Origin of the sequence: Salinivibrio sharmensis (assembly GCF_001995985.1) — a bacterium.
Classification (GTDB): domain Bacteria; phylum Pseudomonadota; class Gammaproteobacteria; order Enterobacterales; family Vibrionaceae; genus Salinivibrio; species Salinivibrio sharmensis.
This window is the reverse complement of the sequence record NZ_MUFC01000006.1, coordinates 60,490-86,421: the sequence shown is the minus strand read 5'-3', so window position 1 is coordinate 86,421 and position 25,932 is coordinate 60,490. Positions and strand designations below refer to the sequence as shown.

Sequence of the window (25,932 nt, the reverse complement as noted above, 5' to 3'; positions counted from 1 at the left end):
AGTTTCAATGCTGCTTATATTTTGCTGATCTGGCGCAGCACGTGGTCAGCTGATACTGCTAGTCTTAAGGGCGTGGCGTGGCACCAAGGTGCTTCCCGTAAAGGCTTGTTGCATAAAAATGGTTGCTTTATAGCCACTTTACAACAGCTTGAGTAATTCTCTTACACAATTGTTGTGATATACCTATCAGTTGTATCGTGCTTATTTTGCGGGTTGCAAACAACGCTGGTTTACTAAAAACCATTATTAAAACACTGTGACAGACAAACAAGGCAGTTATGTTTAAAAAACTCTCCCTCAAACACAAGTTGGCGCTGTCGGCGAGTGTGGCCATCATCATTGGTGGTTTGCTCGTTGAAGCGTTGTCGTTTCGCGCATCACTCTCCCGGCTGGATACTGAAGTGGCACAGAGGCTGGAAAGTACCACTGCATCATACAATCAATATGTGTCTGATTGGGTCGCTTCAAAAGAGCGTGCGATGACCTCACTGACCAGTGAGGCCGATGAGAGCAATATGGTCACTCACCTCAAGCAAGTGCGTGATGCGGGAGGCTTTGATAATGTTTTTCTTGCCTACCCAGATGGCAGTCAAGATAACGCGAATGGTGTTGTGCTACCGCCGGGCAATGACGATCCGCGCAAATGGGGTTGGTATATCAACGCCAAAGCCGATCCTTCAAGTGTGTTTATGGATAATCCTACGGTTGCTGCGGCAACCGGCGCCAATGTGGTGTCGTTAGGTAAAGCGCTACAGTTTAACGGTGATACCTTGGTGCTTGGGGCGGATGTTGAAATTGGCGACATCATTGAAGGCCTTGAGAAGGTGATCTTGCCTGGTAATGGTTATATGTTTATCGCCAATCGCGAAGGCAATATTTTTACTCACGCCAATACCGACCTGCTCAATGAGCCAATTAGCCAACTAGGGTTGTCTTTCAACACGGTTAAATCGGCGATGAATTCCGGTGAAAGTGTGATGGCCGACGTGGGTGGGGCAGAAAGTGTGGTGTATGCCAAACCCATTAAAGACACAGGTTTGATGACAGTCACAGTGATTAACTACGACTCCTTAGTCGCGCCACTGTTCGATGCGGTGTGGGGGCAAATTGCAGTAACAATTGCAGTGGTGATTGCTTGTACGCTGCTATTTAATCTACTAGTGAATATTCTATTTAGACCGCTGACCAATGTCTCAAATGCCCTCGAGCAAATTGCTCATGGTAGTGGCGATCTAACTCAACGTATTGACGTTGAAAGCGAAGATGAAGTGGGGCAACTGGCGAAAAACTTCAACACCTTTGTGGGGAGTATGCATCAGTTGATTAGCCACATTCGCGAGCAAGCAGAGCAGCTGACATCACAATCGGACAGCAGTACGGAACGTGCGCGCTGCAACGTGGATGATATTAACCAGCAGCAGCAAGAAGTGACCATGGTAGCAACCGCCGTCACCGAGTTAGCGTCTGCGACACAAGAGATCGCCTCGCATGCTGAACACACCGCGAATACAGCACAAGAATCGACAGCCAGCACTGATAACGGGCGTGCAGTGGTCGAAAATACCAAAACATCGATTACCCGTTTGTCGGACGAGCTGAAACAGGCCAGCACTATCGTTGCCGAGCTAGATAAGCACTCACAAGAAATTTCGACGGTACTATCGACGATTCAAGGGATTGCTGAGCAAACCAACTTACTCGCACTCAACGCGGCCATTGAGGCAGCGCGAGCAGGCGAGCAAGGCCGAGGCTTTGCTGTCGTTGCTGATGAGGTACGTATTTTGTCGCAGCGTACCCATGCCTCGACAGAAGAAATTAAATCCACGATTGAGACGTTACAAACCACGACGGCAAGCGCGGTATCGACGATGGAGAGTAGCTCCGCGTTAGCAGGTGATTCTGTGTCTGATGTGGATAAAGCCACTGCCGCGTTGAGTGAAATTGATGCAGCGGTTAATCAAATCAGTGATATGGCAACTCAGATCGCGACAGCGGCAGAAGAGCAAACCCATGTGACGAGTGAGATCACACAAAACATCACATCTATCAAAGATGTTTCAGAGCACTTGGTGAGCAGTGCCAACGACACCTCGCAAGAGGCGGATAACCTGCGTGACCAAGCAACGCAGCTGAGCGATAAAGTGTCGACGTACAAGCTTTGATACACTGTCGACCAAGACGCTAAATGAATCAGCCGCTACCTACGCATTATGCGAGGTAGCGGTTTTTTTTGAAAAAATGTGAGAGAGATGGAACTTTTGCTGTCGTGCTCAGTCTTAAGGGATACTGAAGCAACAGAAAAAGGTTTTATGTTAACCCTACTGCGACACTTTCGTACCCCTTTTATCCTCTTCCTACTGGGCACTGGCTGCCTGCTCGCCTTCAATCTTGCGACACCACACGTTGCTGCCAACGGTAGTTTACAAGAGCCTTTCGCATTCATTCCGTTAGCTTGGTTGTTTCTTGGTTTAAGTGCCATCACTTTCGTTGTGAATATGGTGAGAACCATGCTGGGCATCAAGCGGCAGCACCTTGATTGTTAATACCAAGGTCCAGAGGAGGCATGATGATACAGCGTAATGGCCCTGAACTGGATATTGATATTGGTAATAAGCATTTAGTGATCCAGCGTCGCTATGAAGCGTTAGGGGCATTTAATGATTTGCTAATTGCGATTTGGTTTTTGATCGGTAGCTTCTTTTTTCTCAACGATGCGTTAATGGAAAGCGGGACTTGGCTGTTTATAGTCGGGAGTGCCCAACTATTGTTGAAGCCAAGCATTAAACTAATAGGCTTGGTTCATGTCTCTCGCGTGCAACAGCAAGCGCAGTAAACCACATAACAGATTGCTATTAAATAAATTAGCAAATTGCAACGCATTGCCGAGACTGTAAGCGGTTATTTTAAAAGCAGCTTTACGGGTACCCCCCCTTGAGCTGCTTTTTATTATGCAAATTGCAATCACGAAAAAAGCGCTGGCCTACGACTTTATTCATTATATCGCACTAGATAAATACCTAGCCCTCCAATGCGTTGATTTATTGGATATAATTAGCTATCCATCTCATATTTCCCTCCGTGGTAGAAACTTGGCACTTATCTTGATTCTGTCTGTATTACTGGGCGTGTGTCAGTCAAAATCACAGGAGGATAAGCAATGCCTAAGGTATCGATTCGAGCGGTGACGATTGGAAGTTATGTCATCATGGTGGGGTTGTCAGCGTCGCTAATAATACACTTGCCTTGGTTAAATGAGTACGTGGTGCTCGGGTTAAACGTATTGGTTGCTGGCTCGGCGGCGCTTTTTATTGACCGACGTTTTAAAGCTGGGTTGGCCAAAGTGAATCACTTCGCTAAATCGTTGGCGGGGGGAGATTTAACGGCGGCGATTGATACGCAAGATGGCGATGAGTTTGCGGAGGTGGCAACCTCGCTTAACCATGCGGTTGAAAAGCTGCGCCGCACGGTACGCAATATTGAGAAAGCCGCCGATACCTTGGACAACTTTACCGATGCCTCGGAAAAACGTGCCAAAAAAGGCGCCGCGATTAATGATGCGCAGAGCGAGAAAATAGACAGTATTGCCACCGCCATCGAAGAGATGACCACCACGGTGGGTTCGCTCTCTGAAGATGTGCAAGCCATCTCGGAAGAAGCGGGTAAAATTGACTCGAGCTCACGACAGTCTCAGCAAGAGCTGGGCGATATGATGACAGAGCTCGATGAGCTAGTGTCAGCGATTAAAGTGTCAGCCGAGATGTTTGACAAAGTCGAGCACAGTGCGGGCCAAATTGAACATTTTCTTTCGGTGATTACCGATGTAGCCGAGCAAACCAATCTGCTGGCTTTAAATGCAGCCATTGAAGCGGCACGAGCAGGCGAGCAAGGACGAGGCTTTGCCGTGGTTGCCGATGAGGTGCGCCAATTGGCCAGTCGCACCCAAGCGTCAGCAAGTGAAATCAATGATATGACTAAAGAGTTGTTCCGTAGTCTTAAGCAGTCGTCTGAGTTGTCGAATCGCACCGAGAAGCTGGCGCAAAGCGCTTCGTCTCAGGCCTCTGATACGTCACAGTCGATAGAAGGGGTGCTCGATAACTTTTCCACTATCAGTGATCGCATCAATTCCTTGGCCAGTGCGATTGAGCAGCAAAGAACAGTCTCGACCGATGTCGCCGCAAACATCAACCGTTTGACCGAGTCTGGCGCGGAAGCAGCGGAAATATCGGAAGAAAACAAACAAGATATGGTGAAAATTAGCGACCTGTCAGAGTCTTTAAACCAGGATCTTGATGAATTGCAGTTGCGCAGTAAAAAGCCTGTCCTAGAGGCGGAAAAACAGCACGCGTCGTGATGAGAGCGGATGACTGAGACAACAACCAAGTCAACTAAAGAGGCAGGGTGATGACCCTGCCTCTTGCTATAGTGTGGCAGTGCACTGGCTGGCTTATCGTCGCCATTTATCTCAGGATCCAAAGCTGAAGGGTAACGAAAAAACCAATCGATAGCCCGACCACTAATAAGGTGGATAAGCGCGTACAGGCTAAGCCGATCGCGACTAAAGCACTGACTAAATAAGGGTTGGTCGCAGAAATAGCCAGCTGATCCTCAGGAAAAAGACAATCGGTACCCATAGCGCGGTCAGAACCGCCGGTGCAGAGTAGGTTAGGAGTCGTTGCAACCGCGGACCTATGCGCACAGGGATACTCCGTGCTAGTAGCAGATAGCGCACCGAGAAGGTGATCAGCGCCATGGCGACGATGATTAACCAGTAACTCATGTTGCTGCCCTCCGTGTCGGTAGCGACTCAGCCATTAGCCCCGCGACCATACCTACGCCGGTTGCAAAGATTAACGCATTGGGGAGGTGGTAATAGGTGAATAGCAGCATACTGACACCGCTCGCCAAGGCACAAAGTAGCACGGGGCGAGTTTTTATACTGGGCACGGTCAGGGCGATAAAGGTGGCTGCAATGGCAAAGTCGAGCCCGATGGCTTCCAAGGCTTTCAGTTGAGAACCGGCGAGGATCCCTGCCAAGGTGGCAAGGTTCCAACCGATATAAAACGCGGCGCCCGTATACAGGGCGTAGTGTTTAGAAAATCTTCCTTGCTTGCTGGTGTGTGCGGTTGAAAGCGCATACATTTCATCGGTCAGTAAAAAGCCGAGGCCGAGACGCCATTTAAGTGGCAAGGGAGTAATGTATTGACGAAAGTGGGCACCATAGAGAAGGTGCCGTGCGCTAATCACCAGTGTAGAACCGAGTACCGCCGGTAAACCCGCCGCATTGCCCACCATCATGGTGCCAGACAATTGCACCGCCCCTGCAAAAACCAGTAAGGACATGGCTTGTGTTTGCAGCGCACTGAATCCCATTTGCAGCCCTAATGAACCGCAGAGTATCCCCCAGGGCAGGACGGCGAGGCACAGCGGACTAACATCGCCCAATGCGCGCCATAGTGATGCCTCAGGCGCATGCACCCCTTGTGCAGCCTTATGCATAGATCACCTTTTTGTTGTATTTGCTTGGTTATAAATTGTTTTTATCGGTAAGGTGCTAAAAGGTCAGGTAACGTACTGATTAACAAACTTACAAGATGTTTGTATCACATCACCGCCATGCCGCAAAGAGATGGGATTATCAACAGCCAGTGTGGCTCGCTAAGACACAGAAAGGAAACACGATGAAAGCACCGTATCACCTGAGGGGATCAACATCGCCAAGCGTGCATTTTCTCTATGTTTGGTTAGTGTCAACGGCAATAGCCAGTGCCGCTGTGGTTGGTGCATGGCAGGTGGGATGGGTCACATTGACGACGTTTGGGGATGGTGCATTCTACGTCGGGGGGCTCGTTTGGTCGGCGGCGGGGCTTGTGACGTACAGTCGTCACAAAAGCCGCTATTGGTACCGTGATTCACTGACACGGCGGGCGCTCACGGCTCAACAGCACGCGATGGTGCTCGATTCATCGTCACAGCCCGATGACAAGCTCGGACTGTGGCTGTTTTTAAGTGGGCTTCCCGCCATGATACTCAGCGGTATATTGACGCTGTTGGCTTAACCCACCCAGTGATAATGGTGGTTCGGCTTTTTGGCGACCAATCCCTGTTGTTGTAAGTGGGTAAATAGGGTATCGACGGCCTCTTGGCTGAGTGCATACTCCGCCATCACGGCTTTCTTGCTACAACGTAACGTTTTGGCGGCTAACGCGGCTTTGATATCGGCATAAGGCGAATCTACATCCTCGTTAGGAACCTCTGAAGGCGTTGTGGATTCCGTGTTTATCTCATTAACACGAGAAGACGCCTTGGTGTTCACAGGCGTAGGGGGTGTGGCATGTGGGTGACGATACCAATGGCGGAAACGCTGCTCTTCACCAATCACGCCGACAAAGAAAGCGGCGAATACATCGAGCAACACAGAGAGAAAAATCACCAGCCAAGATTGGGCCTGATCGGCACTGACGCCCAAGGTGTTCGCAAGATTGCTAATCAACCCCAAGATGGATCCCTGTGCCACCGCGGGTAAGCTATCGCGCTCTAACGCGAGCTGCTGTTGCTCTTTGCGTAATTGGTTGTTTTCTTTTTGTAGTCGTGCCACGCCAGTCGCAATTCTATCCAATTCGATATAACGCTCAGCGGCTTGATTGTTCAATGTGATTTGTTGCTCGATGGCGTTGATTTGCCGGTTATAAGCGTCAATCTGCGCTTGGGCTTGGCGCTGCTCACTTTGCGCGGCATTGGTGGCACTATTGATGCCGCCAATACTGCCGCCAATCGAGATTAAGGCCAAAATGAGATAAAAAGCCAAGGCTGACAGGGCGCCCACATAGTTGCCGTGCGCCCGGCGCTCACCAAATTCGTACCATGCATAAAACTTACCCGCTTCAAAAATCACTGCCAGTGCCCCGAACAACCACTGCATCAGCGGGTTATCGTCAAGGGATAAAAAAAGCAGCAGGGAAAAAATGGTAGAAGCCACAATGGCGGCGCCGGTAAAGCTGTACACACTTAACATGGCGAATCGCCCTTTGGGGAAGCGTAACGCCATCTTGGTTGGCGCTGACATGACTGGGTTCATATTGTTGTTATTGTCTGTGATATTGAGAGGGCGCAAAGCCTAGCGCATCTCAGCCCGTTTGTGTGTCAGTAAGCGGTGAAAACATGAATAAGCGATTGATTCATCGCCAACATGGATTAAAAGGCATCACAAAACCGACGCAAGCAGATCGGGTTTCATTTCTTCTTCCGTGCAGGCATGTCATAGTCAATTTTCATGGAATGATATCCCCCATGCGTTAAATAAGCCCTTGAAGGGCGTGTTGATATGTGACGCTTCAAGGTGAAATGACAGGGGGTAATGGAGGCGTATGCTAGCGCGATCGTATGTGACATTAATTAAGCACCAATGGCCGTTAATTGCCTTTGGCTTTTTATCGATCTTTTTTGGCAACATCGGTCAATCGTTTTTCATCAGTTGGTATGGCAGCAGTATTAAAGATGCGCTGTTGTTGAGTGATGCGACCTACGGCGGGATTTATGCCATTGCGACTATGACCAGTAGCGTGTTGGTGATTAGCTTTGGTGGTGTGGTGGATCGGGTGCGGATCGACAAATTACTGCTCTTTTTTACCATGTTACTGATGATCGCGTGTGCGTTGATGTATGCCGTTGATAGTGTGGTAGGGCTGCTGCTAGTTTTCTTCTTACTGCGCTTTTGTGGACAAGGTTTTTTACCTCACATCGCGCAAGCCACTGTGATTAAGCGTGCGCAGCAGGATAAAGGTAAAGCCATTAGCTTGGTCGGCAGTGGTGTTGCCATTGGCGAGGTGGTTTTACCCTCAATCGTCATTGGCTTAATCGCGTTTTTGGGCTGGCGAGAAAGCTGGTTATTCATTGGTGCCACCCTGTTAGTGGTGTTTTTACCACTGGTGTTATGGCTAGTCAGAAAAGCAGACCTTAAGCGGACCCGTATTGACGCAGACAATCAAAACCACGCCAGCGATGCGAGTCGGCGTCAAGTTGTTCGCGACTGGCGGTTTTGGATGATCATACCGATAGCTTTGGTGACGCCGTTTCTGGTGACCGGCGTCTTTATCCAACAGGACTTTATCCTGGAAGCGAAACGGTGGACGCCGGGCGTATTAGCGGGCAGTTTCGTATTTTACGGCGCCGTGCATTGGCTAAGCTCAGTGATATCAGGCAGCTTGATTGATAAATATCGTTCGCGAAATGTACTTATCTTAATCCCCATTCCACTGCTACTTGGGCTAATGGTGATAGCTAACATTGATCATACCCTTGCGGCACCGCTTTTTATGTGCCTTTTCGGTTTAGCGATTGGTGCAACCAATCCTGTGATTAATACCTTATGGGCGGAAATGTACGGGGTCTCGCATATTGGTGCCATTCGGTCTTTGGTGACTGGCATGATGATCCTCTCCACCGCATTGGCACCTTGGGTGTTCGGTATCGTGATCGATATTGGCTGGACGCTTAACCAACTGATTTATGCACTCATTGGGTTGATTCTTTCCTTTACCGTGCTGCTGGTGCCCGTGTATCCACGTATATAAGGCGTAGCGCTATGCCTAATGTGCAAAAGCCAATTTTGCCTGATGCAAAAACAAACGAAAAAAGGGTTGGCGAAAAGAATGAAATAAATCTGTGCTAAAAATATCACAATTACAAATTAAGCATCTGATTTATAAGAATTAAGTCGTTATTGGACAAAAAAAGGGGAGTTGACGCTTGGTCAATAAGTGACTAGGATCACGCGTTTTGATTTTCAGGTGAAATCAGGCCTGAAATGAGCGCGACACCTTTTTTAACCCAATTTTGTAGAGACGTTCATGATAGATAGAATTCAGCGTGATTGGTTCTCCAATGTACGTGGCGATATTCTTGCGGGTATCGTTGTAGCATTGGCCTTGATCCCAGAAGCGATTGCCTTCTCGATTATTGCCGGTGTGGATCCGAAAGTCGGGCTTTACGCCTCCTTCAGTATCGCTGTGATCATTGCCTTTGTGGGTGGCCGTCCAGGCATGATTTCCGCCGCAACGGGTGCGATGGCGTTGTTGATGGTGACCTTGGTGAAAGAGCATGGGCTTGAGTACCTATTGGCGGCGACTGTGCTAACCGGGATACTGCAAATAGCGGCCGGTTATTTAAAACTCGGTAACCTGATGCGTTTTGTTTCTCGCTCAGTGGTAACTGGGTTTGTCAACGCGCTCGCGATCCTGATCTTTATGGCGCAGTTGCCAGAGCTCATTGGTCCGGAAATCATCCGCGACAACGAAATAATGTGGCATGTGTATCCGATGACGGCGGCGGGGCTCGCGATTATCTATCTTTTCCCTTACGTACCGCGCATTGGCAAAGTGCTTCCCTCTCCATTGATGTGCATTCTTATCCTAACCGGTATTGCGATGGCGTATAACCTCGACTTGCGTACCGTCGGTGATATGGGTGAACTGCCTGATACCTTGCCAGTATTCTTATGGCCGGATGTGCCGTTAAACGTTGATACCTTGGCGATTATCTTCCCTTATTCTGCGGCCCTTGCCGTGGTGGGTTTGCTCGAGTCAATGATGACAGCCACTATCGTCGATGATCTGACCGACACGGACAGTGAGAAAAACCGTGAGTGTAAAGGTCAAGGTATTGCCAACATCGCCACCGGTTTCTTAGGCGGTATGGCCGGTTGTGCGATGATTGGTCAGTCGGTCATTAACATAAAATCCGGTGGACGTGGACGCCTCTCTACCTTGTTCGCCGGCGTGCTATTGCTGATTATGGTGGTGTTCCTCAGTGATTGGATCAGCCAAATCCCGATGGCCGCACTGGTGGCGGTAATGATCATGGTGTCTATCGGTACCTTCTCTTGGGAATCAGTGGTTAACCTGAAATCACACCCACTATCGACTAATATCGTGATGGTCTCGACCGTGGTGGTAGTGGTCTTCACCCACAACCTTGCGATCGGGGTTCTGGTTGGGGTGTTACTCGCGGCCTTGTTCTTTGCCAATAAGATTGGTCGCTTTATGGTGGTGAAAAGCGAGCCAGAGGACAATGGCGACGCACGTACCTATCGTGTTGTTGGCCAGGTCTTTTTTGCCTCGTCAGATCAATTTTTATCATCGTTTGACTTCAAAGAAGCGTTGGAGCGTGTCACCATCGATCTCTCTGCAGCGCACTTTTGGGATATTACCTCCGTGTCTGTCCTTGATAAGGTGGTTATTAAATTCCGTCGTGAGGGTACCGAGGTGAATATCGTCGGCATGAATGATGCGACGGCGACCATCGTCGATAAATTCGGTGTGCACGATAAGCCAGAAGAAGTAGAAAAAATGATGGGTGGCCACTAAGGAGACCGACCATGGAACAAATTACCGCGTGCGTAGATGGCCCGCATTATTCAAAGCAAGTTGCAGATTTGAGCGTTTGGGCTGCCAAGCGCTTGTCTGTCCCTTTGACACTTTTGCATGTGCTGGATAAATCCTCACACCAAGCGGAGCCTGAGCTATCAGGTAACCTAGGTGTGGGTAGCCGTGAACAACTATTACAAGAGCTGGTGGAGCTGGATGAGCAGCGCGCTAAGCTAGCCATGAAGCACGGCAAAGCCTTGCTGTCTGAGCTGGAAGAAGACGCGAAAGCCAAAGGGCTGGAAGACGTGCGCAAATTGCAGCGTCATGGCAACTTGGTGGAAACCCTGCTTGATATCGAGCCACAGACGCGAGTGTTAGTCTTGGGTAAATCCGGTGAGTTGCACCAAAACGATACCAAGGCAATCGGCTCACAGCTTGAAAGCGTGGTGCGCTCGATTAAAGCGCATACCTTGGTGGCTAACGGCGAGTTTTCAACACCTGAAAGCTACTTATTAGCGTTCGATGGCAGCGATATCAGCGAAAAGCTCGTGGAAAAAGCATTGAGCACCCCGCTGTTGGCAGGAATGACCTGTCACTTGGTGATGGTAGAAGACTCGCAAGAAAAGCTGGCAGCGTTTAAACGCGCGGCAGAGCGCTTGAAAACGGCGGGTGTCGATGTGGTTGAGGCTCAGCTAACCGGTGACGTTCACCGTGCGATTTTAGATTACCAAGCGGCTAATCAAGTTGGATTGATCGTGATGGGCGCCTATGGGCACTCAAAACTGCGTCAGTTCTTTGTGGGGAGCAATACCACTAAGTTGTTGGTTGAATCGACCGTGCCTATGCTATTGATTCGTTAGTTGTGCATGAGTGCATACATACATAAAAACCCGCAGCGATGCGGGTTTTTTTGATCTGACTGTCACCGTCTGGCGGCAATGCGCTATTGCTTGATGGCAATGCACTACCGAGTGGACTTATCAGTATTTAAAACGCGTGGTAAACATAAACTGATCGCCGTACCACTCGTTAACACGGTAGGCTGCCCCGAGTGAGAATAGCTCAGTGGCATGGAATCGCCCGTAGGCAGATCCAAAGGTATCTTCTTCGTCATCAACGGTAAGTAGGCCGATTTCGCCGCCAACTTCAACTTGCGGTCCCAACCACTGGCGTATGCCTAGGTTAACTTCCAAGCCGACATCGCTATCGAAGTTTTCTTTGTTGACGCCACGCGCGAGTAGCTCACCGGTTAAGTCTGCCCAGTTGTTAATCGGCGCATGAAAGCCAATCCCAGCAGCCGTGTCCCAATCGGAATCAAATTCGGTGTCCGCTTCTACGCGTACGTGCGCGTTGGGATGGATAGACATGCTAAATCCTGCACCATAGGTAAGCGGGCTGACACCGATACGCCCTTCCAGATAATCATAACTGAAGTTACTCATGGTGGTGAGGTTGGCGTCTTCTTCATTGGCCACGGCGCTGAAAGAAGCCAAGGCGACAATCGCGCTGGCTAAAAGAGATTTACGCATTATCAATTCCACTTGTTATTGGTGTTCAAATCATTCTATAAGACGATTGCGCGCAGAAACAAGCACATCCGCCCGTGAGTCAGGCTTTTTTACCGATTTTTGACTTATCGGTGTGTATGAACTGGTTTGGCGACTACTCTGCGCCCATATCCCATTTGTTGCGGTTGATGGCTTCTACAATCCTAGGGGTGTCCAGTACGCTGGTCCACGGAAATAAATTAGTTTCGTGGGCGATGACATAGCTGGTGAGCTGATCGGTGACCACACTGACCAAGGTCTCTTTTTGCCAAGGCTTGGCGAGGTAATAGTGTAAGCTGGCGTGATTAACTGCAGAGACCGTATCTTCCAACCCTGCTTGGCCGGTGAGTAACACTTTGCGCGTCGATGCTGTCTCTGGCTGATTGGCTAACTCAATCAAAAATTCCACCCCGAGCTCGCCGGGCATAATATGATCACACAGAATCAAGGCCAGCTTGGTACCCTCAGTGGCCATCTCCGCAATCACGTCTCGTGCTTCTGCGACTGACTCTGCCGCTTCTACCTCGAAGTGATCGGTAAAGCCTTGCAAGTCATCGATCACGCTATCGAGTACATCACGCTCATCATCGACACATAGGATTAAATACTGGCTCATGGTTGTGGCTCCTTACTGGCAGAGGCGGGGAGTTTAATCGGTAACGTCACTGTCATTGTGGTACCGACAGCTGGCTGCGAGTGTACCTGAATATCACCCCCATGCTCATGGATAATGGTTTGGCACATGGTCAGGCCAATACCTAGACCAAAATGGCCTTCGCGTTTGGTGGTGTAATTTAACGCAAACATTTTTTCTTGCTGCTCAGGCGTCATACCGATGCCGGTATCACTGACGGACACCTCGATAGTGCCAGAGGCTTGGTCATTGCGTGTTTTTACTGTCACGGTCAGTGTGCCAGGGTCGGGCATTGCATCAAGGGCATTGGCAATCAAGTTAGTCCATACCTGCGCTAAGGCCGAGGGCTGAGCAATAATATCGGGCACCCAGTCGTAGCGCTTTTCCAATTGATGAGGCTTGAGTCGATGCTCAAATAAGGTAAGGGTATCGTCAATGTTTTCAATAATCCGGGTGCGCTGACGCTGTTCACTGTCTTGACGGGCATAGGTGCGTAAGCTTTTGACTAGATCGGCAATACGCGCCGCACACACATGATTAGAGCGCAATAACCGCCCACAGCGGGCGTATTGCTTCCAGTTAGTGAGTTCGCGATTAAACCCCTCACCCAGATGCTGTTGCCATTCTTTGATGTTTTCAGGCTGATACAATCCGATGTTGACTAAATCGCGCGCGATACGTTTATCCCCGGTGACGTCGCTTAAGGTGCGGGTATAGGTTCGAGCCGTGGCCGTTGATAAGGGGGTACTCTCGCGGTTTGTCTGTAAAAGCGACAGGGCTTGTTCGCGGCTGGCTGAGGTCAACGGCGTTTTTGCCACTTCCTCTAGGGCGTCTGCAAGTGCGTCACTGTTGCGTAAAATCGCTGACACTGGGTTATTGAGTTCGTGAGCGACGCCCGCCACGAGTTGCCCCAGTAGTGCCATCTTTTCTTTTTCTAATAACTGGCGGTTAGCTTCGTCCAGTGAGGCGAGCGTTTGCTGCAGCTGGATTTCGGTATCGATACTGCGCTTTAAGCGTTGATTAAAGTGCAGCAACAGGTATTGAATAAACAAGGGCAACAGCTCTGAACGGCTGGTCATTATTTTACTGAATAAAGCATGATCGATTTTGATCACCTGCGTCCGAGTGAGAGTGCGACCGGTAGAGAAAGAAACGTCTCCCGTCACGAACGACATACTGCCAATCAAGCTGCCGGAAGAAAGGGTAGAGACATGATGTTCTTGCCCTTCGTCATCCGTTTTATACAGGCCAACGTCGCCATCTGTGATAAACCACAAAAATGCATTGTCTTGATTTTCTTTGGTAAGAACATGGTTGGCACTGTAGGTGCGGCATGCGCGGCTTTCATCATTGCCTTCAAAAAACGCATATAACCCGGCAATCACGCGATCGGCGATTGCCGCTTTGTCGGTCTCACCCGGTGCTAACAATTGCGCTTGAAATTGGCTTATCTCGCGCTCAACTTGGGCATCTAATAAGGTACGGTGATCTAACACTTCAGCGTAGCGCAGTAAATCATGTTGGCAATAGCGTAATACGTAAGTGGTGAGTTCTTTTTCGGCGACACGCTGCATCTCGTCGGCTCGCCAGGGCTTGTGCATACAATAATTGAGCCGGCCTTCATTCACCGCCTGTAAAATAATATCGTATTGCGGTGCTTCACTGAGCAAGACCGTGCGCGTCCCTTGGCTTGCAGAGTAGTTGTCGACATTGACCAATAAATCGATACCATGATTATCGCCAGCAACGTTATGGCAAATAAGCAATGCCACCTGTTGCTCGTTGGCCTCAAAGTCGTCGAGCATGGCATAGGCGTCGTCTGGGGTCTCTGCGCTGCAAAGATCAAATACATCACGAAACGGCGCGAGGTCGTGAGACAACTGCTCTACCACGAAAGGGTCTTGGTCAATGCACAATATAACGTAGGGGTTCATACACTCTGTCGGTCTACCGCAAATATGCTTTGATTGTATGCATTTATCCGCGGCAATGATGCGAAATGGTCGACATTCATGAATAAATACACCGTATTCTGCATGGCGGTACTGTGATACACGTCCTTGCCTCATTAGTGAGAAAGTCCCTTGTTATTATTTTTTGTCTATTGACCTGTGCGGTAGCTTCCATAACAGTTTGCCTGGACAGTATAACGCGTTATCTTCACCACCCAATTTTAGTTACACTATGGCTTTTCGCGTGCTTGAGGCAAAGAAAACATGTTTTTAGGAAAGTATGGCGCAATTGCTGGGGGACTTGCGATTGTGGCGTGTTGGCCGTTTGCGACTGGGCAAATCGCACAGTCGATGTATGAGCGAGAAGTCGATCAGCGTTCAACACCAGAATTCACGCTTGAGCAGCAGGCGTATGAACGCGGCTATCTGAGCTCACAGGCGGTCACGCGTGTTGAGTTTCAGGGTGAGAGCAAAGCGATGCTTGCGCAGTCGGGTTTACCCGTTAGTTACGAAATCGCCTCAGAGATCTCTCACGGCGTATTTGGCGTGTCATCAAGCAACACATTGGTGATGACGCCTGAGCTCCAAGCGATTACGCAAAAAGCGTGGCCCGGTAACCCAACCCCAATTCGTTTAAAGCTGGATACCTTGATGACAGGGGCATCCGACTATCATCTTACTGTCGCGCCTTTTTCACTATCAGAGGCGAGCAGTAACCTGACCGCGAGTGAGCTAAGCCTACAAGGCGAGATCGACCGCAAAGGACATGTGAACGCCACCTTTTCTTTACCCGCGCTGGCCTTCAACGACGATAGTGGGCAGCAACTGAAAGTGGATAGCGTGTCGGGGTCAGGAAGCGGCTATTTGCAAGATGGCCTGTGGATTGGTGAACAGTCTTTATCGCTCGAGCAAGCGCACTTCAGTGATGTGAGCGGTCAATCGTTAAAGCTGGGTGACGTCAAGCTTGAGATAGGGAACAAGTTGGTTGCGTCTGAGTCAACGTCAACCCGCGAGCTAAATAACACCAACCAACTGACGGTGGGGACGATTGCGTTACCAAACAACACGCAGTGGCGTAACTTGGTAGTGGCACTCGATGCCAATCATCTTGATTACAGTGCCATGTCCCAAATCGCGTTACTCTCGTCGCAGTGGCAAGAAGGTGGCGCCCCTGTCAGTATGGCGGCCTTTGATCAAGCTTTGGTGCAATTGTTGCAATCGGGGTTATCGATTGATTTGTCGCCCGCGAGCATAACGTTGCCGGAGGGGGATATCAGTGTCGACATGCACGTTGATGTGAAAGACAGTGAGCCAACTGGCGTGTTCAATCTTCAACAATTGATCAATCAGGTGAGCGGTGATCTCGATGTTTCGGTACCCAATGGGGTGCTGACACAGTCACCGTGGCAAGCAAAAATACAAGATCTGACCAAAGCGGGCTTTGTCACACAAACAAATGAAAACACCGTGCTGACTGCCAAAATCGAGGGAAACCAAATCATCACCTCTGATGGCACTGCCATACCACTGGTGCAATTTGTGATGTTTATGCTGATGTAAATACCTCACGGGCACGGGGATGATTGAAACGTCCGTGCCCTTATTCCTTTAAAAACGATAAAAACGATAAAAGCGATCGATGATGCAGTCTTTGCCTGAACTTAAGGCCAAAAAATATAAAACGGTGAGAGAAGAGACCGTCATAGGATTACGTGCTGTGGCATTTATGAAACATGGCACCACGACTCACGTACAAATAAAGACTCCAGTGGGACAAACGTACCGTTGTGAATGTACCTTTATCGGCTTTGATGGTGAAAAACGCTTATTCTTTTCGCTACCGACCGAGAATCTTAATCAAGTTAATCAGTTTTTTATTGAAGGTTATCGCTTGGCGGTTGATGCAGTATCTGATGAGGGCGAGGGGGCTAAAGTACGGTTCGCCTCTAAGATCTCAACTGTGCTCAAAACGCCAATTAATTTGGTAATGGTCGAATTACCGCAACAAGCCAAACTGATACAACAGCGCAAAGATAATCGTTATGAGTTAAACGTCAAAGGGGAAATTCCGCTCGATCATCGCCGTTTGCCCGTCAATCTTACCGATATTTCTGCAGGTGGTTGTGGGTTTAGTTTTGATGCCATTGCCCCTGTGTTTGAAAAACACCACCAAATGGCGATTCAAATCCAAGCACCAAACAGTGACGAGTGTTTTATCTTGAGTGGGCAAATCGAGAACCGCCAACAAAAATGGGGCATGCAGCGTTATGGCGTCTCATTTGACCGCAGCGGTCTCAAACATTGTGAGGCGTTGATTAAACGGCTGGTTTACGATGGCTCTCATTACATTTTTAATCCACATGTCGAAGAAAAAGAGTGACAACGTCACGTTAAGAGTGCGATGGCTGTCGAGAGATTGAGAGGCGGTGATAGACATGTCCCAGTGAGTCTGGGGCGGCCTACATCATTCGTTCGACGTGACATACGCCACTTTCGCTGGGATCTCATGCTGTTGAAAAAACTGAAGCCAGCGTGTTTGGTGGGGCTGCAGTGTATCGCCTGGCCCCTTTACTTCTACCCATTGGTAGGATGCGCCTCGGCACATAAACAAGTCTGGATGGCCGCGGCGGTTATGGCGACGGTCGAACAGAATACGTTGAAAACAGGCGCGAAGCTGTGTGTCTGTGAGCATGACTAACGCAGCCTCAAGCAGCGGCCACTCTATCACTGACCAATTTACCCACTCGTTCGTGATGCCGTGCTTTTGCTGATAATGTTGCGCCACCCAATCGCGTGCTCGGTCAATCTCGGCGAGGCGTTGGTCAATCTGTGCCTGCCGTTTACTAACAAAGTCGTCGCTATAGAGATCGCGCGGCCCACGTTGAAACGGATTAAGAAAGGCACCACGAACTGGCAAAAACAATATATCCCAAAAAAACAGCCCAAACAGTGCGTTAAGCAAGCTGTTTTCGCTGAACCATACCTCCCAGCCTTGCTGACGATAATAGTCAGCGACCTCGTGTTCTACCCGCTGCTCAAGCGCTAACGTTAATGATTCGGTAGGCAACGGTGGCTGTGTGGCAAGTGTTGCGGGTGCCGACTGGCCAAGGGCACGAATCGGCTTTTGTTTTGCTAGGCGATACGCTACGTCACGCTCTTCTTCATCGTGTGGGGCTTGGAGCATGGTTGCGATGATCGTTGCAGCCGCTTTAATGTCACCTTGCTTTATCAAGATGCGTGCGCGTCGTTCTTGGCTGGGTGGCTGAGTGGTGGTTTGATACAGCGACAATGCGGTCGATAAATCATCCTGGCGCTCAAATTCGCGGGCAATGCGATTAACCAAGCGCTGACGCTTGCGCTCGAGCGGTGCCCAGTCAAAAGGGGCTGGCAAACAGGGTGCTAACGCCAATACCTCTTTAGGTTGCTTGTTTTTGCGCGCTTGCCACACGATCTCGTTTAATGCGGATAAGTGCAGCCAGTCGTTTATTTGGGACCGATGCTCAAATAAGCGATCGGCTTGCCGAATGGGATAGGGCTCAAAGTGTTGGATACCCAGCTCGGCCACTACGAACTGGCTCAAATCCTGGCGCGAATTGCCAAAATACAGCAGGTTTAATACCGGTAAGATGTCTGGCTGGTGGCAGACCACCAATGTATAAGGGCTGTCGAGCCTGTTGCCGTAGAGATCCTCTATCGCCTGCTGCCACTGGCTTTTAGGCGCACTTTTGGCGAGTCCTGTATCAGGAAAAGCCGCCATAAGTTGTGCTTTGGTGAGTAATTTAAATACCACCTCTGACGGGGCAGTATGGGTGAGGCTAATCAACTGATGTTCAGCCAAGGTGGCGAGCAGCGGCGGTGTTTCACCCAGCTCATCGTAGTGCAACGAATCGGCCAAAAACCAGTCGTGACGGCGCATCAATAAACGCACCAGCAGACACTGTGCTTTGAAGCTAAGCTGTTGAAAGGTCGTCAGCCAATGGCGTTCGTTGTTTGTGAGCAGATCCCAGTCACGTTCGCAGACTAAATCCATCAAGTTTTGAAAGTTATGATGGTAATAATAGGGACTAATAGGGTCTGGCTGCGTCATTCTTTTCCTTATCTTTCATCAGGACACAAGCATTCAGGAGCTGCCGCATGAAACGGATTATCGCTTTACTATTGTCAGTCTTTAGCGGATTTGTGTCGAGCGATGCCTTGGCTAACAGTGAGACTACGTTCTCGGCCGAGCAAGGGATCGCTGGGGTCGCGTGCATTATCTCGGATCCTGCAGGCCGTCTTTTATTAGTTAAAGACACAGTAACCGGGCGGTATGGTTTGCCGGGCGGACGGGTTAACTTGGCCGAATCACCGAGCAGAGCGCTAGCCCGCGAAGTGTTTGAGGAAACGGCAATCCGTGTGACGGTCGGTGATGTGTATCATCAGGATGCGCGCGGTGTGTTGTTTGCCTGTCAAAGTCAGGCGCCATTGCCTGTGGTTTCTACCGCTGAGGGTATGGGCCTTTTGCCCGCTTGGCGTGCGCCCCATTTTGCCTCTGAAATTGAGCAAGCACGACTGGTACCGAAGGCCCATGCGCAAGATTATCGCTATCGGTTTAATGATCGTCGCGACCTCTTATGGTCGCTAGCGGCGAGAACGCCAAGCAGTGATGTTAGTGCGATGGCAGATTTTAGCGCCTTAGCGCCTGTGTTTTATGTCAGTCAATATGGATTAGTATCAGGCATACAAAACACCGTACAACAACTGGGTGAGGCGGGGAAAACAACAGTAAGCGCCGTGTTCAAACTGGTCAATACGTTAGGAGAAACCGCCTTTTATATTGCACTGCTGCCGCTATTTTTGGTCTTTCGTGGCCATAAATCCGCATTATCACTTCTCTTTTTGTTAATAAGCGCGGCGGCAGTGTCGACGACGCTAAAAAGTGGCTTTGCCATGCCAAGGCCGTTTTATTTATGGCCTGACTTACAAATAGGGCAGGCAAGCGGTTTTACCGTACCCAGTGGACATACATTGCTTGCAGCGGCAGTGATGACTGCTTGGTATCTAAAACGTCGCGTCACCCACCCACCCGCGTTTGGCGCGCTTGCGGTGGCGTTGTTGGTGATCGTGCTTATGGGGCTGAACCGCATGTACCTTGGGGTGCATTTTGCCAGTGATGTGGTCATTGGCGCTTTGGTCGGTGCCAGTGTTGCTTGGGCGACCGTTAAGCTGGATGCCGTGACGGTGGGCAACGACAGACCCATGTTGATCACAGGCCGGATCTGGTTTTTAGCGTGCCTTATCATGGCGCTGTTGGCGCTGGCGCTTAAATTACCCAACTTGGTTTATCTGTCAGCGTTAGCTGCTGGTGTGTATACCGGTCAAGTTTGGCATAAGCTCTTTCCTAGTCATAAGCCGGCCAGCCAGCTCAATGGCAAACTGTTAACGCTGGCGTGGATTTTTTTCGGTATCGCCGCCATTGTGGGGGCTGCCTGGGGAGTGGCACAGCTGACAGGCTTAAGCTGGATTGTGCTGATTGTCGTTTCAATGGCAGCGTGGAGTTTGGGCCCTTGGGCACTGATTGCCAGCCCAGAACTCGCTAAATGGTCGAGTATGCGGCTAGGTTGGCGCGCGTGGTGATAAGGATTTACCCGGTGATCGCTTTGGCTGTGCCAAGAGTTAAGGTAAAGTGACAGCACAACAAAAATTGCACCAGGCATGGTGAGACTGCGCACAGGAACAGCAATGATACCGGCAATACACCCAGAGGCGGGCTTGTCGTCCGCCGTCGTTGATTTTATTACCGCTTTGCAAGAAGCTGGTTTCCAAGGCGATATTGAATCGACCTATGCGAGCCGCCTTGCAGTAGCCACCGATAACAGTGTTTATCAAGCCCTACCGCAGGCCGTTCTCTTTCCCGCATCGGTTGGTGACCTTCAGCTTATTGGTCAGACCGTCCAAGCCCCGACGTTTAGTGATATTAAGTTTTCTCCCCGCGGCGGTGGTACCGGCACCAACGGTCAGTCGTTGACCAAACATGTGGTGGTGGATGTGTCTCGTCACATGAATCAGGTGCTGGAAGTGAACCCTGAGCAAGGTTGGGTGCGTGTTCAAGCAGGCGTTATCAAAGACCAACTCAATGATGTATTGCGCCCGTATGGGTACTTTTTCTCACCTGACTTATCGACCAGTAATCGCGCCACCATTGGTGGGATGATCAATACCGATGCCTCGGGTCAAGGCTCGCTACGCTACGGTAAGACCTCCGATCATGTCCTGGGTTTAAAAGCTGTACTCGTGGATGGTAGCGTTCTCGATACACAGCCTCTCAACGCGGATCAGCTTCAGCAAGCAATGTCGCGCGATGATCTCAGTGGCCGTGCGCTGCAAACGGTGTCCTCAGTTTGTCGTGAGCACCGAGATTTGATTACCGAGACCTTTCCGCCGCTTAACCGCTTTTTAACCGGGTATGACCTAAAGCATGTTTACGATGACGCATTGACTGCATTTGATATTGGTCGCGTGCTGTGTGGCGCTGAAGGCTCCTTAGCGTTTATTGCCGAAGCCAAGCTCAATATCACCCCGATCCCGACCGTGCGGACTTTGGTAAATATTAAATACGACAGTTTTGATTCGGCACTGCGTAGCGCGCCGACGATGGTCGAGGCGAACGCGCTGTCAGTTGAAACCATTGACGCCAAGGTGCTTGATCTCGCAAGAAACGACATCGTTTGGCATACGGTGAGTGATCTGTTGCAAGAGGTGCCCGGCAAAACCATGCACGGCATTAATATGGTGGAGTTTGCCGGGAACGATGCTGGTGAGATTGAACAACAGATTTCGGCATTGTGTCAGCAACTGGATAGCCTGATAGCACAAAAGCAAAAAGGGGTGATTGGTTATCAGATTTGTCGGGATCTCGCGTCAATCAACAAAATTTACGCGATGCGTAAAAAGGCGGTCGGACTGCTAGGTGCCACAAAAGGTAAAGCTAAACCCGTCGCCTTTGCCGAAGATACCTGTGTGCCGCCGGAACACCTTGCTGACTTTATCAGTGAATTTCGGGCATTACTTGACAGCCACCATTTGCACTATGGCATGTTTGGTCATGTCGATGCAGGGGTGCTGCATGTGCGTCCAGCCCTAGATTTGTGTGACCCTGACCAAGAACGGGTGATGAAAACCCTCTCTGACCAGGTGGTCGCCTTGGTCGCCAAGTATGGCGGCTTAATGTGGGGTGAGCATGGCAAAGGGTATCGCTCGGAGTACGGCCCCGAGTTTTTTGGTGAGACCTTGTTTGCGCAGCTTCGCCATATCAAGGCGGCGTTTGATCCGCAAAATCGGATGAATCCAGGAAAAATCTGCACACCGATTAACAGCCAGGATTCACTGGTGAAGGTTGATGACACCAAGCGTGGCTTTTATGACCGTCAAATCCCTGTAGAAGTGCGTGACAGCTTTAAGGGGGCAATGGAGTGCAATGGCAACGGGCTGTGCTTTAACTATGATACGGCCTCACCCATGTGTCCCTCAATGAAAGTCAGTTATGACCGCCGTCATTCGCCAAAAGGCCGCGCTGGAATTGTGCGAGAGTGGTTGCGTTTACTGTCCGAGCAAGGTGTCGATCCGTTGACCGTTGAGCAGGCATTGATGACTCAGTCGCCTTCAGTACGTGAAGTGATGGCCAAATTCGGACGCTATTTTACCCGCCGCAGAGAAGCAGATGATTTTAGCCATGAAGTCATGGAAGCGATGAGCGGTTGCTTGGCGTGTAAGGCTTGTGCTAGTCAGTGTCCGATCAAAGTGGATGTGCCGAGTTTCCGCTCGCGCTTTATGCAGCTCTATTACAGCCGCTATCCGCGCCCGGTGAAAGACCACTTAGTGGCTAACATTGAAACCTTGCTACCGCTGATGGCCAAAGCACCAAAATGGGTGAATGCGGCGACCCAGCCTCAATGGGCCCAAGGGCTTACTGCGAAGCTTATTGGCTATACAGACACACCGGCGTTGTCGGTGCCGACGCTGGCTCAGTCTCTGGCGGGCGATCACGCGCTTAAGTTTGATTTAGCCTGGTTACAGGCGTTATCTGCGCAAGAGCGTGAAAACTATGTGTTGATCGTGCAAGACCCGTTTACCAGCTTTTATGAAGCGCCTCTGATTCAAGATTTGATCAAATTGGCGCGGCAATTGGGTAAGGTGCCCATGTTGGTACCGTTCAAACCTAATGGGAAAGCGCAGCACGTAAAAGGGTTTCTTCGCCGCTTCGCCCAAACAGCTCGTAACACCGCCGGCTTTTTGAATCAGCTGGCAACGTTAAATATTCCCATGGTTGGCGTCGATCCAGCGCTGGTGCTGTGTTACCGCGATGAGTATCAAGAAGCGCTCGGTAAGCATCGGGGAGGTTTCAATGTGTTGCTGAGCCACGAGTGGCTAGCCAGTGTTCTGCCTAATATGCCGGTCGTGACGAGCCGTGACGCTGACCCCTGGTATCTGTTCGGCCATTGCACCGAGAAAACACAGTTACCTCATGCTGAGCAACAATGGGTTGCGTTGTTTGCGCATTTTGGGGCAGAGCTTAAACCGATTTCTGTGGGTTGCTGTGGTATGGCGGGCACTTATGGCCATGAAGCAGATAAGCGCGAAACGTCAGCCGCGATTTATGATTTAAGTTGGTCGCCACAGTTGGCAAACCTACCTAGCGAGAGAGTGCTCGCAACCGGTTACTCGTGCCGTAGCCAAGTGAAGCGGTTTAGTGAGACGCGGTTGCAACACCCACTGCAGGTCTTGTTACGGCTTGCATGTACACGAATTGATCGTGCGCGCGTCGATAACGTATAACGTTATAGCTTGCATCTGGGTGGGTTTCGCATACAGTAAAATAGAGAGCTGAAAGCTAAGGTAAAACAAATGCTTAAAACGGTTGTTATCATCTTGCTGGTTTTACTCGGGATTACGGCGGCGCAGTACCTTGATGAAGGCACGCAAAAGAAAATTGCTTGGGTGATCGGGGCTATCGCCGGTGTGCTGGCGCTGGCAGTGATTGGTGTAGAGCTTTTTCGTTAGTGCTAGCCTTTTACTCACGCATCATTAGCCGGATAGTGTGACGCCGATGATGCTAAAAACACGCAACGTTCGGAATGAAACGCTCGTAGTGAAACGCTCGTAGTGAAACGCCCGTAACGGGGTTCGCTGCGAGCGTTCTTTTTCTAAGCCTCTTAAAACGGCGCCTCTTACAACGGACGGTTATGTCCGTTTACCACGCTGCTTATTACCTGCGCCTTTGTGGTTATTGGGGCGACGTATATCGGGCTGCTTGGGGTGCTTAGTGGCAAAGCGTTGGGTGCCATGACGGCCTGAGCGGCGCTGCCGACCTGGTTTTTCGGGGGCATTTTCTCTCGGGATCAGGCATTTTGGTCCGTTACCAATCAAATGCTGTTTACCCATACGTACCAAAGCTTCTCTGATCAGTGGCCAGTTGGCGGGATCGTGGTACCGCAGTAGCGCCTTGTGTAAGCGTCGCTGGCGCTCGCCTTTTGCCACTGTCAGTGCTTCGCGCTTTTTGTAACGTACTCGCTTTAGCGGGTTGGTTTCCGAGTGGTACATGGCAGTCGCATTACACATGGGTGATGGGTAAAAGTTTTGCACTTGGTCGCACTCAAACTCATTCTCTTTTAACCAGCAGGCAAGCTGCACCATATCTTCATCCGTACACCCTGGATGCGCGGCAATGAAGTAGGGGATCAAATACTGTTTTTTGCCCGCTTCTTTGCTGTATTTTTCGAACAGCGCCTTAAAGCGATCATACGCGCCCATGCCGGGCTTCATCATTAAGTCCAGCGTGTTCTTCTCGGTATGCTCAGGGGCGATTTTCAAATAACCACCGACATGGTGAGTAACCAACTCTTTGACATATTCCGGTGACTCAATCGCCAGGTCATACCGCACGCCCGAGGCAATCAAGACTTTTTTAATGCCCTCCACCTGACGCGCTTTGCGGTAGAGATCGATGGTATGGCGGTGATCGGTATTGAGCTTGTCGCAAATCTTTGGAAATACACACGAGGGGCGACGACAATTCCGCTCCGCCTTAGGATCTGCGCAGCCAAGCCGATACATATTGGCCGTCGGGCCGCCCAAGTCTGAAATCGTGCCGGTAAATCCTGGCACTTTATCGCGGATATCATTGAGCTCTTCAATGATCGACGCTTGTGAGCGGTTTTGAATGATCCGTCCTTCGTGCTCGGTAATCGAACAAAATGAACAGCCGCCAAAACAGCCACGCATAATGTTCACTGAGGTTTTTATCATGTCGTAGGCGGGGATCTTGGCGTTACCGTACTTTGGGTGAGGCACACGCGCATAGGGCAGCCCAAACACATAGTCCATTTCTTCGGTGGTGAGGGGCACCGGCGGTGGGTTAATCCAAAGGAGTTGATCGCCATGTTGCTGCACCAAGGCGCGCGCAGAATAGGGATTCGCTTCTAAGTGCATCACTCGGCTAGCATGCGCGTACAAAATGCGATCGTTCTTGAGTTTTTCGAACGAGGGCAGGCGAACAAAGGTGTTTTTGGCATCGTGTCGAGACGGACGGATAGTAATGGGCTTCGCCGCGTCTGGCTCTGCTTTTTTGTTCGTCTCGCACTGCGTCTCTGTGGCGTAGGGGTTGGGCATGGTCATGCTCTTTCCCGGTTTATCAATGCGGGTAGAGTCAACCTCTGCCATGCCTTCTGGTGGTGTTTTCATCATCACTGCGGTGCCGGCAATGCGGGTCATATCGGCGACTGTGTCACCGCGAGATAGACGATGTGCCACTTCTATTAAAGCGCGCTCGGCGTTGCCAAATAGCAATATGTCTGCTTTCGCATCACATAACACAGAGCGACGGACCTTGTCTGACCAATAGTCATAGTGTGCTAAACGGCGCAAGCTGGCTTCGATGCCGCCCAGCACAATCGGGGTCTGCTTATAGGCTTCGCGGCAGCGCTGAGAATAGACCAAAACGGCACGGTCGGGACGTTTGCCACCCTCATTATTAGGCGTGTAGGCATCATCATGGCGCAGCTTTCGGTCTGCGGTGTAACGGTTGATCATCGAGTCCATGTTGCCGGCAGTCACACCAAAAAACAGGTTTGGTTCACCCAACGCCATAAAGTCATCTTTATTGTGCCAGTTTGGCTGCGAAATGATGCCGACACGAAAGCCTTGCGCTTCTAATGTACGACCGATCACTGCCATACCAAAACTGGGGTGATCAACGTAGGCGTCGCCAGTAACAATGATAATGTCGCAGCTATCCCAACCCAGAATGTCCATCTCTTCTCGGCTGGTGGGTAGAAAAGGCGCGGGGCCAAAACAAGCGGCCCAGTATGGGGTGTAATCGTATATAGCAGTCGGTGTCACGTTATGGTCTCTTGGTCAACCCATTGCAATGAGGATGTGCGCTTCATTGATACGCATATCGT

At 50.2% G+C, this 25,932-nt stretch carries 21 protein-coding genes; 13 read left to right on the top strand and 8 right to left on the bottom strand.

The genetic code is table 11. The features are described 5' to 3' along the window. The first annotated feature begins 278 nt into the window (after nt 1–278). The 4 genes from BZG74_RS07635 to BZG74_RS07620 all read left to right on the top strand — a co-directional run bounded on the left by BZG74_RS07635 (nt 279) and on the right by BZG74_RS07620 (nt 4,351). Entirely contained in the window at nt 279–2,162 is a 1,884-nt protein-coding gene (locus BZG74_RS07635) for a methyl-accepting chemotaxis protein (protein ID WP_077772052.1), read from the top strand. An 87-nt stretch (nt 2,163–2,249) separates the two neighbouring features. Continuing rightward, on the top strand, nt 2,250–2,543 hold the full coding sequence (locus BZG74_RS07630) for a DUF3955 domain-containing protein (protein ID WP_077772051.1): 294 nt from the start codon (nt 2,250–2,252) through the stop codon (nt 2,541–2,543). A 23-nt stretch (nt 2,544–2,566) separates the two neighbouring features. Beyond that, entirely contained in the window at nt 2,567–2,833 is a 267-nt protein-coding gene (locus BZG74_RS07625; protein WP_077772050.1) for a YrhK family protein, read from the top strand. 324 nt (nt 2,834–3,157) lie between these two features. Further along, nucleotides 3,158–4,351: a methyl-accepting chemotaxis protein gene (locus BZG74_RS07620; protein WP_077772049.1), complete on the top strand. Its 1,194-nt coding sequence runs from the start codon at nt 3,158–3,160 to the stop codon at nt 4,349–4,351. A gap of 216 nt (nt 4,352–4,567) precedes the next feature. On the opposite strand, the gene BZG74_RS07615 is transcribed toward BZG74_RS07620, so the two are convergent. Beyond that, nucleotides 4,568–4,777, bottom strand: a complete 210-nt coding sequence (locus tag BZG74_RS07615; protein ID WP_235605721.1) for an AzlD domain-containing protein — start codon at nt 4,775–4,777, stop codon at nt 4,568–4,570. Then, nucleotides 4,774–5,496, bottom strand: coding sequence for an AzlC family ABC transporter permease (locus BZG74_RS07610; protein ID WP_077772048.1), 723 nt, complete (start codon nt 5,494–5,496; stop codon nt 4,774–4,776). The genes BZG74_RS07615 and BZG74_RS07610 overlap by 4 nt, the downstream gene beginning before the upstream one ends. Nucleotides 5,497–5,678: 182 nt before the next feature. Here BZG74_RS07610 and BZG74_RS07605 point away from each other — a divergent pair, with 182 nt between their 5' ends. Continuing rightward, a complete protein-coding gene (locus BZG74_RS07605; RefSeq protein ID WP_077772047.1) occupies nt 5,679–6,056 on the top strand; it encodes a hypothetical protein in 378 nt (125 codons plus the stop codon). Here the strand turns inward: BZG74_RS07605 and BZG74_RS07600 are convergent. After that, nucleotides 6,053–7,063 carry a Preprotein translocase subunit SecY gene (locus tag BZG74_RS07600; protein WP_077772046.1) on the bottom strand — a complete coding sequence of 337 codons (1,011 nt, stop codon included), beginning with the start codon at nt 7,061–7,063 and terminating at the stop codon, nt 6,053–6,055. The genes BZG74_RS07605 and BZG74_RS07600 overlap by 4 nt on opposite strands. Before the next feature lie 301 nt (nt 7,064–7,364). On the opposite strand from BZG74_RS07600, the gene BZG74_RS07595 reads away from it, so the two are divergent. The 3 genes from BZG74_RS07595 (at nt 7,365) to BZG74_RS07585 (ending at nt 11,221) form a co-directional block, all read left to right on the top strand. Further along, entirely contained in the window at nt 7,365–8,570 is a 1,206-nt protein-coding gene (locus BZG74_RS07595) for an MFS transporter (protein WP_077772045.1), read from the top strand. A gap of 276 nt (nt 8,571–8,846) precedes the next feature. Beyond that, nucleotides 8,847–10,361, top strand: a complete 1,515-nt coding sequence (locus BZG74_RS07590) for a SulP family inorganic anion transporter (RefSeq protein WP_077772044.1) — start codon at nt 8,847–8,849, stop codon at nt 10,359–10,361. Between the two features lie 11 nt (nt 10,362–10,372). Further along, nucleotides 10,373–11,221 (top strand): universal stress protein, encoded by an 849-nt coding sequence (locus tag BZG74_RS07585; protein ID WP_077772043.1) that lies wholly within the window; start codon nt 10,373–10,375, stop codon nt 11,219–11,221. 120 nt (nt 11,222–11,341) lie between these two features. On the opposite strand, the gene BZG74_RS07580 is transcribed toward BZG74_RS07585, so the two are convergent. The 3 genes from BZG74_RS07580 to BZG74_RS07570 all read right to left on the bottom strand — a co-directional run bounded on the left by BZG74_RS07580 (nt 11,342) and on the right by BZG74_RS07570 (nt 14,476). Continuing rightward, nucleotides 11,342–11,890: a hypothetical protein gene (locus BZG74_RS07580; protein ID WP_077772042.1), complete on the bottom strand. Its 549-nt coding sequence runs from the start codon at nt 11,888–11,890 to the stop codon at nt 11,342–11,344. 133 nt (nt 11,891–12,023) lie between these two features. Then, entirely contained in the window at nt 12,024–12,524 is a 501-nt protein-coding gene (locus tag BZG74_RS07575; RefSeq protein ID WP_077772041.1) for a response regulator, read from the bottom strand. Continuing rightward, nucleotides 12,521–14,476: an ATP-binding protein gene (locus BZG74_RS07570; protein WP_162274008.1), complete on the bottom strand. Its 1,956-nt coding sequence runs from the start codon at nt 14,474–14,476 to the stop codon at nt 12,521–12,523. The genes BZG74_RS07575 and BZG74_RS07570 overlap by 4 nt, the downstream gene beginning before the upstream one ends. Before the next feature lie 282 nt (nt 14,477–14,758). Here BZG74_RS07570 and BZG74_RS07565 point away from each other — a divergent pair, with 282 nt between their 5' ends. Both BZG74_RS07565 and BZG74_RS07560 read left to right on the top strand, forming a co-directional pair. Next, entirely contained in the window at nt 14,759–16,054 is a 1,296-nt protein-coding gene (locus BZG74_RS07565) for a DUF945 family protein (RefSeq protein ID WP_077772039.1), read from the top strand. Nucleotides 16,055–16,220: 166 nt separating this feature from the next. Further along, the gene (locus tag BZG74_RS07560; RefSeq protein WP_235605728.1) at nt 16,221–16,874 is read left to right on the top strand and encodes a PilZ domain-containing protein; all 654 of its coding nucleotides are present in this window, start codon (nt 16,221–16,223) and stop codon (nt 16,872–16,874) included. 84 nt (nt 16,875–16,958) lie between these two features. Here the strand turns inward: BZG74_RS07560 and BZG74_RS07555 are convergent, their stop codons facing one another. Then, nucleotides 16,959–18,581, bottom strand: a complete 1,623-nt coding sequence (locus BZG74_RS07555) for a VRR-NUC domain-containing protein (protein WP_077772037.1) — start codon at nt 18,579–18,581, stop codon at nt 16,959–16,961. Between the two features lie 47 nt (nt 18,582–18,628). Between BZG74_RS07555 and BZG74_RS07550 the strand changes: the two genes are divergently transcribed. The 3 genes from BZG74_RS07550 (at nt 18,629) to BZG74_RS15600 (ending at nt 23,533) form a co-directional block, all read left to right on the top strand. After that, nucleotides 18,629–20,110, top strand: a complete 1,482-nt coding sequence (locus BZG74_RS07550) for a phosphatase PAP2 family protein (RefSeq protein WP_077772036.1) — start codon at nt 18,629–18,631, stop codon at nt 20,108–20,110. 105 nt (nt 20,111–20,215) lie between these two features. Beyond that, nucleotides 20,216–23,308 carry a D-2-hydroxyglutarate dehydrogenase YdiJ gene (ydiJ, locus tag BZG74_RS07545; protein ID WP_077772035.1) on the top strand — a complete coding sequence of 1,031 codons (3,093 nt, stop codon included), beginning with the start codon at nt 20,216–20,218 and terminating at the stop codon, nt 23,306–23,308. A 69-nt stretch (nt 23,309–23,377) separates the two neighbouring features. After that, nucleotides 23,378–23,533, top strand: coding sequence for a hypothetical protein (locus BZG74_RS15600; RefSeq protein WP_158020637.1), 156 nt, complete (start codon nt 23,378–23,380; stop codon nt 23,531–23,533). Nucleotides 23,534–23,713: 180 nt separating this feature from the next. Here BZG74_RS15600 and BZG74_RS07540 read toward each other — a convergent pair whose 3' ends face one another. Continuing rightward, entirely contained in the window at nt 23,714–25,870 is a 2,157-nt protein-coding gene (locus BZG74_RS07540; RefSeq protein ID WP_077772034.1) for a YgiQ family radical SAM protein, read from the bottom strand. Between the last annotated feature and the right edge of the window lie 62 nt (nt 25,871–25,932).